At 68.9% G+C, this 12696-nt stretch carries 9 protein-coding genes; 4 read left to right on the top strand and 5 right to left on the bottom strand.

All coding sequences use genetic code 11. The features are described from left to right. Positions 1-234: 234 nt before the first annotated feature. Positions 235-840 (bottom strand): TetR/AcrR family transcriptional regulator, encoded by a 606-nt coding sequence (locus QMG73_RS31450; protein WP_281901715.1) that lies wholly within the window; start codon positions 838-840, stop codon positions 235-237. Beyond that, entirely contained in the window at positions 837-1985 is a 1149-nt protein-coding gene (locus QMG73_RS31445; RefSeq protein WP_281901714.1) for an alkane 1-monooxygenase, read from the bottom strand. Before QMG73_RS31445 ends, QMG73_RS31450 begins: the two co-directional genes overlap by 4 nt. 76 nt (positions 1986-2061) lie before the next feature. Here QMG73_RS31445 and QMG73_RS31440 point away from each other — a divergent pair, with 76 nt between their 5' ends. From QMG73_RS31440 to QMG73_RS31425, 4 genes are all read left to right on the top strand, one after another. Then, positions 2062-2265, top strand: a complete 204-nt coding sequence (locus tag QMG73_RS31440) for a cell division protein CrgA (RefSeq protein WP_281901713.1) — start codon at positions 2062-2064, stop codon at positions 2263-2265. A 153-nt stretch (positions 2266-2418) separates the two neighbouring features. Further along, on the top strand, positions 2419-3456 hold the full coding sequence (locus tag QMG73_RS31435; protein ID WP_281901712.1) for a lytic polysaccharide monooxygenase auxiliary activity family 9 protein: 1038 nt from the start codon (positions 2419-2421) through the stop codon (positions 3454-3456). Between the two features lie 10 nt (positions 3457-3466). Then, positions 3467-5569 (top strand): cellulase family glycosylhydrolase, encoded by a 2103-nt coding sequence (locus tag QMG73_RS31430; RefSeq protein WP_407676883.1) that lies wholly within the window; start codon positions 3467-3469, stop codon positions 5567-5569. A 153-nt stretch (positions 5570-5722) separates the two neighbouring features. Continuing rightward, complete coding sequence (locus QMG73_RS31425; RefSeq protein ID WP_281901711.1) at positions 5723-6928, top strand: poly(ethylene terephthalate) hydrolase family protein; 1206 nt, start codon at positions 5723-5725, stop codon at positions 6926-6928. Positions 6929-7321: 393 nt separating this feature from the next. Here QMG73_RS31425 and QMG73_RS31420 read toward each other — a convergent pair whose 3' ends face one another. From QMG73_RS31420 to QMG73_RS31410, 3 genes are all read right to left on the bottom strand, one after another. Next, positions 7322-8365 carry an NAD(P)-dependent alcohol dehydrogenase gene (locus QMG73_RS31420; protein ID WP_281901716.1) on the bottom strand — a complete coding sequence of 348 codons (1044 nt, stop codon included), beginning with the start codon at positions 8363-8365 and terminating at the stop codon, positions 7322-7324. Between the two features lie 64 nt (positions 8366-8429). Then, positions 8430-10058: a carboxylesterase/lipase family protein gene (locus QMG73_RS31415; protein WP_281901710.1), complete on the bottom strand. Its 1629-nt coding sequence runs from the start codon at positions 10056-10058 to the stop codon at positions 8430-8432. 1154 nt (positions 10059-11212) lie between these two features. Continuing rightward, complete coding sequence (locus tag QMG73_RS31410; protein ID WP_281901709.1) at positions 11213-12601, bottom strand: short-chain fatty acyl-CoA regulator family protein; 1389 nt, start codon at positions 12599-12601, stop codon at positions 11213-11215. Positions 12602-12696 lie beyond the last annotated feature (95 nt).

Here is a 12696-nt window from a genome sequence, read left to right as displayed (position 1 = left end):
AACCGTCAGACAGTCCGAAACCTAGGCCAGGCAACGGCGTGCCCCAATCACCAACCCGACCCCAACCCACACATCGGGGCGAAGAGCCGTGCATACGCCCTTGATCGACGACCCGGGCGTGGCGACACGCCGGCCCGGCCCGGCCTGGGGGCGAGGGCGTGGGGACGCGGAGGGTGAGGCCGCGGGAGCAGCGGTATGGACCGCGGCGGGCGTCGCGGTAGCCCGATTGGTCTTTTAGCTGAGTGCCTGGACCGCGAACGGGGTCAGCAGGCGCACGATGTCCTTGACGGTCGCGTCGGGGGTGCCGGTCGGCGCGGTGACGTGGCTGATCGCCAGCCGCACGATCGACCCGGCGAACAGCCGGGCGTCGTCGGCCTGGATCTGCGGCCACAGTTCGGCGATGACGTCGGTGAGCGCGCGTTCGGCGACCTGGATGACGGGCAGGCCCTGCGTGGTCACCAGCGGCAGGAGCTCGTCGCCGGCGTGGCCTTGCAGGATCGCCTTGACCATCACGCTGTCGGCCGCGCCGGTCAGGAACGCGTCGAGCCCCGCCTCGATCGCGGCGAGCGGGTCGTCGGCCCGGCCGCGAACGGCGTCGACGACGGTGCCGAGGAACAGTTCGGTCTCGCTCAGCACGTACGCCTGCGCCAGTGCGTCGCGGGAGCCGTAGAGCTGGTAGAGGGTCTGGCGGCTGACGCCGGCCCGGTCGGCGACGTCGGCCATGCGGGTGGCTTCCCAGCCCCGGTCCCGGATCAGCTCCTCGACCGCCCGCAGGATGGACTCCCGCATCGCGACGCGGGCCCGATCGACGTAGCGCTGCCGGCCGGGAGCAGGCGTCACTGTGGACTTCCGGAGAGTTGGGAACCCGCCAGCCGGGCGCGCGCGGGCGGATGGACGTTGGCGAGGCTCAGATCGCCGCCGTAGTGGGCGAGCACGCGATGGTCCATGACCCGTCGCCACAGTGGAGGAATCAGCGCCACGACGATCATCGTCGCATAGCCGGCCGGAAGCTGCGGGGATGTGTCGAACGAGCGCAGCACCTGGTAGCGCCGGGTGGGGTTGGCGTGGTGGTCGCTGTGGCGCTGCAGCTGGTATAGGAAGATGTTGGTGGTCAAGCGGTTGCTGTTCCAGCTGTGCCGCTCGTCGACCTTCTCGTACCTGCCGGCCGCGTTGCGCTGCCGCGCCAGGCCGTAGTGTTCCAGGTAGTTGACCACCTCGAGCAGCGAGAACCCCCAGACCGCCTGCGCGACAAGGAACGGCAGCACGCCCGGTCCGAACGCGACAGTGAGCGCGGCGAACAGCACGGCGGTCATCAGCCAGGCGTTGAGCACGTCGTTGCGCGGTGTCCATGGTGAGCGCCGCCGCACGGTGAAGCGGTTGGTCTCCATGTGCCAGGCCGACCGCAGGCTGCCCAGCACCGTTCGCGGCCAGAAGCGCCAGAAACTTTCGCCGATCCGCGCGCTCGCCGGGTCTTCGAAGGTGGCGACCCGCGTGTGGTGGCCGCGGTTGTGCTCCACATAGAAGTGGCCGTACGCCGTCGGCGCCAGCGCGATCTTCGACAGCCAGCGCTCGACGCTCTCCCGCTTGTGCCCCAGCTCGTGCGCGGTGTTGATGGCGATGCCGTTGACCGTGCCGACCGCCGACAGCAGCCCGAGCCGCCCGACCCAGTCCAGGCCACCGGCCCGCCACTGCCAGGCGCCGAGGACCAGGGCGCCGAACTGCAAGGGCAGGTACAGGTAGGTCAGCCACCGGTAGTACCGGTCGTCCTGCAGCTGCTTGACGACCTCGTCGGGTGGGTTGCCGACGTCGTCGCCGCCCGCCACATCCATGATCGGGATCACGACGAAGACGAGCACCGCGGTCAACCACCACCAGCCGCCGTCGCCGGTCTGTCGCACGAGGCCGAAGCTCAGGAACGGCAGGATCGGCACCACGATCGCCGAGGGCCACAGGTATCGACGACCGTCTCGCCAGGACGTAGTCATGTCATGACGGTGGCACACATCAATTCCGTTGACAAGAACCTTGTTTGTGTCAACTGCACTTACATACGATCGCCTCATGTCCACACGACCCTCGCCGCCCTGGCACGGTGCCCTCTTCACAGCGGCGCTTTTCGCCAGCGCCGCCTGGCTGCTGGTCTACACGCTGCTGTCGGTGGGTCCGGTGGAAGCGCTCGGCGCGTGGAACTACGTGGGCGTTGTCGCCCTTACCCTCGGCGCTTCGATCGTCGCCGCCTTCTGGCGTGGAAACTTTCCCGACTAAGCACCCAATTCGCCACCTAAAGCGCATCCATTGACGTGAATCTAGGAAAGGCGTACGGTCCCGTCACAGAAACTTTCGCTGCGGGAGCCATGCAGCGTTCGCGGATTCAGGGCAAGCGTCCGCGAGCCCCCCATCAGGACTACTGGAGGGTTCATGTCTTCTGTCGCACTACCGCGCCGGCTGCTGGCCGTCGCCGCAATGGCCCTGATCGCGCTGACCGCCCTACTGATCGACGCCCGGCCCGCCGACGCCCACGGGTCGGCGATCGACCCGCCGTCGCGCCACTACGGCTGCGCCACCCGGTGGGTGGACTGGCTGAATCCGGCCATGAAGGTCCAGGACCCGATGTGCTGGCAGGCGTACCAGGCGAACCCGGCCGCGATGTGGACCTGGAACGGCCTGATCCAGGACAACGTCAACAACGACCACCAGGCGCGCGTGCCGGACGGCCATCTGTGCGGCGGCGGTGACGACACGTACGCCGCCCTGGACAACCCCGGCCTCTGGCGCGCCCAGAACGTCAACAACACGTTCAGCTGGACCATGCACGACCAGGCCCGCCACGGCTCGGCGTACATCCGCATCTACGTCACCAAGCAGGGCTTCAACCCGGTCACCCAGCGGCTGCGCTGGAGCGACCTGGAACTGGTCAAAGACACCGGCGCGTTCCCGGACTCGGGGTGGCCCACGAGGCCCAACGACCCGCTGCTCAACGGTGTCGACTATGGACCGTTCCAGATCAGCGCGCCCGGACGGACCGGCCGGCACATCGTGTACGCCGTCTGGCGCGCCGGCCACGCCGACCAGAACTACTACATGTGCTCGGACGTGCGGTTCCCCGGCGGCCCGCCGGACCCGACCACCCCGCCGCCGACGCCCGCGCCGAACGCCGGCTGCTCGGCCACGTACGCCCTCACCAGCCAGTGGAACGGCGGCTACCAGGGCGAGGTCAAGGTGACCGCCGGTTCGAGCCCGGTCACCGGCTGGGCGGTCACCCTGCGCTTCCCCGACGGGCAGACGATCGGCCAGATCTGGAACGCCTCGGTCACCCCGGACGGCGGCACCTGGACCGCCCGAAACGTCAACTACAACGGCAACCTCGCCGCCGGCGCGAGCACGACCTTCGGCTTCGTCGGTCAGTGGCTCGGCACGAACGGCGCCCCCACCTTGAGCTGTACGGCAACGAGCTGAGGAGTCATTCGTGAGTGTGGAAGGCATACGAAGGACCCGGTGGCGGCTCAGCGCCCTCGCCGGTGGCGTGGTCGCGCTGCTGGTGGCCGGGATGGCCATGGCGGTCAACGCCCAGGCCGCGGCCGGTTGCCGGGTGGCGTACTCGACGACGTCCCAATGGCCCGGTGGCTTCACCGCCAACGTCGGCGTGACCAACCTCGGCGACCCCGTCAACGGCTGGAGTCTGGTGTGGACGTTCCCGTCCGGCCAGCGCGTCACCCAGGCGTGGAACGCCACGGTCACCGCCTCCGGAAATCAGCACACCGCGGTGAACGCCAGCTACAACGCGGCGATCGCCACGAACGCCACGGTCTCGTTCGGCTTCAACGGCTCGTGGTCGGGCACCAACACGGCACCCACGTCGTTCGCGCTCAACGGCGTCGCCTGTACCGGCAACGTGGGCGGCACGACGTCGCCGACCGTGTCGCCCTCGGTGTCGCCGTCATCGTCCCCCTCGGCCTCGCCGTCGACGTCTCCGCAGCCGCCGGGCAACCCGATGGCGACGGTGGCGGCGATGCAGCCGGGCTGGAACCTGGGCAACACGCTCGACGCGATCCCCGACGAGACGGCCTGGGGCAACCCGCTGACCACGCAGGCGCTGCTGCGGCACGTGCGATCGCAGGGGTATCGGAGCATCCGGCTCCCGGTGACCTGGAGCAACCACCACGGCCCGGCACCCGCGTACACCATCGACGCGACGTGGCTCAACCGGGTACGCCAGATCATCGACTGGTCGCTACAAGAAGACCTCTACGTGCTGGTGAACCTCCATCACGACTCCTGGCAGTGGATCAACACGTATCCCAGTGACCGCGCGAACGTGATGGAGCGGTACCGGGCACTGTGGACGCAACTGTCCACATCGTTGCGTGGCTACTCCGGCAGGGTGCTGTTCGAGAGCATCAACGAACCGCAGTTCGCCAACGTCACCGACGACCAGGCGTACCCGCTGCTGAACGAGCTCAACGTCGAGTTCGTGCGCATCGTGCGCCAGTCGGGCGGCAACAACGCGACCCGGGTACTCGTGCTGCCCACCCTGTTCACCAACGCCGACCAGCCCAAGCTGGACGCGCTGAACGCCACGTTCAACCAGCTGAACGACCCCAACCTCGCCGCGACCGTCCACTTCTACGGATGGTGGCCGTTCAGCGTCAACATCGCCGGCGGCACCCGATACGACTCCAATGTGGAGCAGGACCTGACCGGTACCTTCGACCGGGTCCAGAACGCGTTCGTCAACCGCGGGATACCCGTCATCGTCGGCGAGTGGGCGCTGCTCAACTGGGACCACAACCGGCCCGGCGTCATCGAGCGCGGCGAGTTCCTGAAGTTCCTCGAAGCGGTCGGCTACCACGCCCGGATCAGAAACCTCACCACGATGGTGTGGGACGCCGGCCAGTTCCTGAACCGCAACACCTTGCAGTGGCGCGACCAGGGCGTGTACGAGATGTTCAAGGCGAGCTGGACGACCCGCTCCGGCACCGCCTCGTCGGACCAGGTCTACGTGCCCCGCGGCACCGCCATCACCAGCAAGTCGCTCAGCCTCAACCTCAACGGCACGACGTTCCGCGGGCTGTGGCAGGGCAACACGCAGCTGGCCAACGGCGCCGACTACACCGTGTCCGGGGCGACGCTCACGCTCACCGCGGCGGCCCTGACGCGACTGGCCGGCAACCGCGCCTACGGGGTGAACGCCACCATCGAGGCGCGCTTCTCCACCGGCGTGCCGTGGCAGATCAGCGTCATCAGCAACGACCCGCCGACACAGGCCGGCGCCTCGGGAACGACAAGTTCGTTCACGATCCCGACCCAGTTCCGCGGTGACCAGCTGGCCACCATGGAGGCCAGGTACGCCGACGGCACGCCCGCCGGACCGGCCAACTGGACCACCTACAAGGAGTTCTGGCAGCACTTCCAGCCGGACTACAACGCCAACACGATCATCCTGAAGCCCGAGTTCTTCGCCGAGGTCAACGACGGGCGCGTCACTCTCACCTTCCACTTCTGGAGCGGCGCGACGACCACGTACTTCATCACCAGGTCCGGCACCACGGTGACCGGCGGCACCACCTAAACCCGAACGGCCGCTCGGCCCGGGGGTGGGTCCCGGGCCGAGCGGCTCCATCTGGCGGGCAACGTTCCCCGGGATCCTCCTCCAGGAAGGACCCTTGTCCAGGCCATCGACAGCCACCTATAGTGGGCAACGTTTTCCACGCAGGGAGGATCGATGAAACGGTTATGGACGATCGGATCCGTCGCCGCGCTCCTGTGCGGCGCCAGCGTCGCGGTGGCGCTGGAGGCCGCCGCGGCTGACAACCCGTACCAGCGGGGTCCGGACCCCACCCCACAGAGCATCTCGGCGACGACCGGGCCGTTCGCCACCGCGTCGGTCACCGTGCCGCGCCAGGGCAACTTCGGCGGCGGCGTGATCTACTACCCGACCGACACCAGCCAGGGCACCTTCGGCGCGGTCGCCATCTCCCCCGGCTTGAACGGCACCTGGCCCGGCATCGCGTGGCTGGGGCCCAGGCTCTCCTCGCAGGGGTTCGTCGTGTTCGGCATCGACACGCTCGGGCTCAACGACAGCACCGCGAGCCGCGGCTCCCAGCTGCTGGCGGCGCTGGACTACCTGACGCAGACCAGCTCGGTACGCACCCGGGTCGACGCCAGCCGGCTCGCCGTGGCCGGGCACTCCATGGGCGGTGGCGGCGCCTTCGAAGCGGTGCTCCGGCGCCCCACGCTCAAGGCGTCGATCCCCAACGCGCCGTTCTTCCCGGGCAGCGCCGCCAACGTCCGGGTGCCGACGCTGATCACCGCGATGCAGAACGACAGCCTGGTGGGGCAGAACCGCAACGCCTACAACGGGATCCCGGCCGGCGTCGAGAAGGCGTACATCGAACTCGCCGGCGCGGGCCACAACCAGATCGGGCAGCCGACCACCGCGATCGCGCGCAACTGGATCCCCTGGCTGAAGATCTTCGTGGACAACGACGCGCGCTACCACCAGTTCTTCTGCCCGACGACGAACATGTCCGGGCTGTCGCAGTACCTCAACACCTGCCCGCTGACCAGCGCGACACCGCCCACCTCCAGCCCGTCGGCCGGGCCGACCACGCCCGGGCCGACCGGGCCGCCGCCCGGCGGCGCGTGCGCGGCCACCTACCAGACCGTCAACACCTGGTCCGGCGGCTACCAGGGCGAGATGACGGTGCGGGCCGGGAACTCGGCGATCAACGGCTGGACCGTCCGCTGGACCATGGGCGGCGGCCAGATCAGCCAGGTCTGGAACGGCACGCTGGTCACCGGCAGCGGCGCGGCCGCGGTGCGAAACGCCCCCTACAACGGCGCCTTGGCGGCGGGCGCGACCACCACGTTCGGCTTCATCAGCAGCGGCACCCCATCCGCCACGTCCCTCACCTGCGCCACCCCATAGACACCCCGCCCCGCCCGTGCCGCCCGCGCTGCGCCGCCCCGCGCGGCCGGCGGCCGGCCAGCCCGCCGATCAAGGGCGAATGCACGTGGTTCGATCTCTTTTCCGCGTGCATTCGCCCTTGATCCACGCACATGGCCTTGATCGACAGCCCTTCGCGGGACAAGGACAAGCCCAGAACCAGGACCGAAATCCGAGCTACCGCGACGCCCGCCGCGCACAAGACCGCCGCTCCCGCGGCCTCACCCACCGCGTTCCCACAACCCGCGGCCGTGACCGGTCGGCGTGGCGACGGCGAGCGGCGAGCGTGACCACACGCGGAGGGTGAGGCCGCGGGAGCAACGGCCTCGGCCACGACGACCGTCGCGGTAGCTCGGATTCGCTAGGGCTCGCGCGTCAGCGCAGGGAGTCGATGTCGATCACGAACCGGTACCGGACGTCGGAGGACAGCACCCGCTCGTACGCGTCGTTGACGGCGTCGGCGTCGACGACCTCGACCTCGGGGGCGATGCCGTGCTCGGCGCAGAACTCCAGCATCCGCTGGGTCTCGGCGATGCCGCCGATGCTCGATCCGGCGAACGAGCGCCGGTTGTTGAACAGCGAGAACACCCGCACCGGCAGCGGCTCCGGCGGGGCGCCGACGTTGACCATGGTGCCGTCCAGTCGCAGCAGGCCCAGGTAGGCGCCGACGTCGATCGACGCGCTGACCGTGTTGATGATCAGGTCGAAGGTGTTGGCGAGGGCCTCGAACGTCGCCGGGTCACTGGTCGCCTGGTAGTCCTCGGCGCCGAAGCGCAGCCCGTCGTCCTTCTTGCCGAGCGTCTGCGACAGCACGGTCACCTCGGCGCCCATCGCGACCGCGATCTTGACCGCCATGTGGCCCAGGCCACCCATGCCGACCACGGCGACCTTCGTGCCCGGGCCGGCCTTCCAGTGCGCCAGCGGCGAGTACGTGGTGATCCCCGCGCACAGCAACGGGGCGACCGCCTCATGCGGGATGGCGTGGGGCACCCGCAGCACGAAGTCTTCGTCGACCACGACGTGCGTCGAATACCCGCCCTGGGTCACGGTGCCGTCGCGGTCGACGCTGGCGTAGGTGCCCACATTGCCCTGCAGGCAGTACTGCTCCTGCCCGGCGCGGCAGTTCGCGCACTCGCGGCACGAGTTGACCATGCAGCCCACGCCGACCCGGTCGCCGACCGCGTGCCGGGTGACATCGGCACCGACCTCGGTGACGTGCCCGACGATCTCGTGGCCGACCGTGAGCGGATACGGCACGGCACCCCACTCGCCGCGCACCGTGTGGATGTCGGAGTGGCAGATCCCGGCATAGCTGATCTCGATCAGCACATCGCGCGGCCCGAGATCACGCCGCTCGATCGTGGTGCGCACGAGCGGCTCGGTGGCGGACGGCGCGGCGATGGCGTTGACGGTAAGAATGATGGCCTCCGGTATATCGCTGAACTACGGCCAGTATGCCGGCCGGCATCCCGCGAAACGGGCATCAGGCGCGGTTCTCCCAGAACAGCCTCTCCGCCCGGTCGGGGTCGTCGACGATCCGGCATTCGGCGTCGAGCCACATCGTGGCGCGGCTCCTCGTCGTATAGGCGGGCCAGGTGGGCACGCCCCTCGCATGTGGACGTCCCGTGCGGGCGAAGCCCGCCCACAGTCCGCTCATGTGCCGCGCGGTCGCCAACCGCCCCGGCGACTGATCCGCGTAGAGGAAGAAGTCGAGGTTCTTGTCGGTGTTGGCAAACTTGAGATTGATGTCCGACGCGTGCGGCGAGCCGAGCGGAAAATTGGTGCCCGGGACCAGGGTCGGGTTCTGGTAGGCGAGCTGGTACATGTACACGGGCGCGGCGCGCTGCGCCACCTTGGCCTCCGCGATCCTTATCGCGTCCCGCCAGATGGGCGACGTCGTGATCGCGAAGTAGAGCTGCGCCGGCGTCGCGCCCGGCCTCGACGCCTGGAAGGTCCTGATGACCCGGTCAAGTTCGGCGCCCTGATACGTGGTGCTCAACCTCGTACGCAGGCCAGCCTCGTCGATACTGAAGATGTCACGCGGCCCGAAGAGGCTGAAGAACACCGTTTCGTCGCGGCATGTCCCGCACATCAGCGGCTTGCCGGCGGAGAAGGGTGCGACGCCATCGGCGAACGGGTGCCGCGGGATCACGCTGCCATCGACAAAGGCGCCAAAGCCGGGCAGCGGGTCGGGGTCGCCCCAGGGCGCGACCCCGTTCGCGGCTTCGGACTGCTGGATCTCCAGCAACCGCTCCGCCGGAATCTCGCGCAACCGCGGAATGTCCCCTATGGACAATCCCAGCAGCTCCAGCGTGCGCCTGGCCCGAGCGGTCGCGCCTTGGCGGGTGGGGAAGCGTAACGGCGCGGCGCTTTCGATCGAAGCCTTGTGAAACAACGGCGCGGCGGCCGGCATGGTGTAAATGGCCGCGGTCTTGGCGCCGCCGCCACTCTCGCCCCAGACCATGATGTTTTTGGGGTCGCCCCCGAAGTGCTCGATATTCTCCCGCGTCCAGCGCAGCGCCGCGAGAATGTCCAGCATCCCCTGATTGGCGGCGTAGTCACCACCGGCCAGATCGCCCAGAAACAGGTAACCCAACATGCCCAGCCGGTGGTTTGATTCGACCACCACGACGTCGTACAGCTGGGCCAGATGCGTGCCATCCTGCCCGGTAGCGGAACCGGAGCCGATCATGTAGCCGCCGCCGTGGTTGTAGAACATCACCGGCCGCCGCTCGCAGTCCGCGGCCGGGGTCCAGATGTTGAGGTAGAGGCAGTCTTCGGAGGGCGCCGGCATCCGGCCGTTGCCGTTAGGCCCCATCTCGTTGCCGGCCACCTGAAACGCCGGATTGGGAAAACTCACCGCTTCGCGCACCCCGGACCAGGGCCGGAGCGGCCTCGGCGCCTTGAACCGGAGCTCGCCAAGCGGCGGCGTAGCGTAGGGCACGCCGAGAAACTTGACGATCCCGTCCTCGCGCCTCCCCCGCACCCTCCCGTAGCGCGTCGCCGCCTCGTCCGTTCTCCCCGCGCCCCGCGCCACCGCCGGAAACACCGCCGGCACACTCATCCCGGCCGCCACCGACAGCGCCCCACAGATCATCGCCCTGCGGTCCATCCCGAACCTCCAGTGGGTAACGTTTTCCACAAAACTGCGGCCGACACTAGAAGTCGATCCGCCGACCGTCAAGAGGAAGCCTGGCCACCAGCGATGAACTCGACGACGGCAGCCGGGCAACGTTCCCCAACAGGATCATCGCTGAGCTTTCAGGATCAAGATCGAGTCTCGGGCTACCGCGGCGCCCGTCGCGGTCCATGCCCGTGGCTCCCGCAGCCTCACCCTGCGCGGTCCACAACCACCGGCCGGGGGTGGGTCATGGAAACGCGGAGGGCGAGGCCGCGGGAGCAACGGCCTTGGCCGCGACGGACGTCGCGGCAGCCCAAATCCCGCCCCTCTCGGCTTCACGCCCGCCGCGCACGTCGACGCGGCCTCCCCCGTCGCCGGTGCCTTACGGCACATCGATGGCCGCGCGCCGTCCACATAGGACGATGCTAGCGGCGACGCGGCGAGTAGGACGGCCCGCGGCGGCGGCGCGGCGCCGTCGTGGGCCACGTTGGCCGGCCGCCGGCCGCAGGCCAGCCGCCAACGAGCACCGCACACCCACACGAACCGGACACCGCACGAACCCGCGGCCCGCGCGGGACGGACGATCGCGCGGGACGGACGACCGCGAAGCGGACGAACCGGACGCGTGCGGCGGCGGGCGCACGGCGCGGCGCCGCGATCAAGGGCATTCGCATCGATCAAGGGCGAATGCACGCGAAATGCGATCAAACCGCGTGCGTTCGCCCTTGATCGGCGGAAGCGGCGTGGCGACACGCCGTGCCGGACCGGCCTGGGAGCGGACGCACGCAGAGATAGAGATCCAACCACGTGCATTCGCCCTTGATCGGCGGCAGGAACCGCACGCGCGCAGCCCGCGACCCACATCACGCCGCGCACGACGCACGACGCACAGCGGCCGAGACGCACGCGCGGCGCGGCGATCAAGGGCATTCGCATCGATCAAGGCCAAATACACGCGGAAATGCGATCCAACCGCGTGCGTTCGCCCTTGATCGGCGGAAGCGGCGTGGCGACACGCCGTGCCGGACCGGCCTGGGAGCGGACGCACGCGGAAAAGAGATCCAACCACGTGCATTCGCCCTTGATCGGCGGCGAGAACCGCACGCGCGCAGCCCGCGGTGGTGACGCGCGGAGCGCATGGAGAGTTAGTCGCGTAAGGGGTAGGGGATGAAGGTGCTGCGGTTTTCGTCTAGGTCTAGGCTGCGGCCGATCGGGGCGGCAGCGCGTTGGGGGCAGGACATCCGGGCGCAGGTCTTGCAGCCTGGGCCGATCGGGGTGGCGCCGTCGGCGGCTTGCAGGTCGCGGCCCGTGGAGTAGACGAGGCGGCCGGCGTGGCGGGTTTCGCAGCCCAGGCCGATCGCGAACACCTTGCCTGGCTGCCGGTAGCCGCCGTGGTGGCGGGTGACCGTGCGGGCGATCCAGAGGTAGCGCTGACCTTCGGGCATGTCGGCGACCTGGACCGTCACGCGGCCCGGTGCGCTGAACGCCTCGTACACGTTCCACAGCGGGCACGTGCCGCCGGAGCGGGAGAAGGGGAAGCCGGTGGCCGACTGGCGCTTGGACATGTTGCCGGCGCGGTCCACCCGGACGAAGGAGAACGGTACGCCGCGCGCTTTCGGGCGTTGCAGGGTGCTCAGCCGGTGACAGATACTCTCCCAGCCCATCGCGAAATGATCGGTGAGAAGCTCAATGTCGTATCGCGTATTCTCGGCGGCTTCGAGGAATCTTCCGTATGGCAGGATCAGTGCGGCTGCGAAATAGTTCGCAAGGCCCACTCGGGTCAGGATCTTCGTTTGTACGTCTTCGAACTTCTCCTCCTCGATGATCTCGTCGATGACGTCGGCGCACTCCAGCAGGGCGATCTGGGCACCCATCCGGATGGCCTGCTGGCCGGGGCGCAACGAGGTCGACAGGTGCAGCGTGCGGGTGCCCGGCCGGTACCGGTGCAGCTCGCCGGCCAGCGCGTCGGTGTCTTCGCGGACGATCCGGATGTCGTGGCGCTCCGCCAGGCGGTCACGCAGCGCGATCCAGGTCTCGCCCCGGCGCACCCCGATGCCGCCGGCCAGCGCCTCGGCGGCCTCGTCCAGGTCGGGAATGTAGTTCTGCCGGCGGTAGAAGAAGTCGGTCACCTGGTCGTGCGGGCTGTGGCCGGCGATCAGTTCGCGGTCGCCGACGACCTCGGCGAGTTGGTCGTCGGCCTGCCGGTACCGGCGGAACAGGTCGATCACCGCCGCCGCGACCTCGGGCAGCTTGGTGGCCAGTTCCGTGAGCTCGGGCAGGCTGGTGCGGGCCGGCAGCGCTTCGCGCAGGTCGGCGACGAGCTGGGGCGTGTCGTGGGGAGCGAAGTACGCCGTGTCGACGCCGAACGTCTCGGTGATCCGGATCAGCACGGCGACCGTCAGGGGGCGCGAGTCGTGCTCGATCTGGTTGAGGTAGCTCGGGGAGATGCCGAGTTGCCGGGCCAGCTCGATCTGGCTGATCCCGCGCTCCTCGCGCAGCCGGCGCAGCCGGGCACCGGCGAAGGTCTTGGCCATCCCTCACATTAACACCCCTGTTAAGGCACGCTTTCGCAACTTTGCAAAACCCTATCGACAGGTTTTCAATAATTGGCTGTTTCCGTACCTCGACC

Origin of the sequence: Phytohabitans aurantiacus (assembly GCF_027923225.1) — a bacterium.
Lineage (GTDB): Bacteria > Actinomycetota > Actinomycetes > Mycobacteriales > Micromonosporaceae > Phytohabitans > Phytohabitans aurantiacus.
This window is presented reverse-complemented; position numbering and strand designations above follow the sequence as displayed.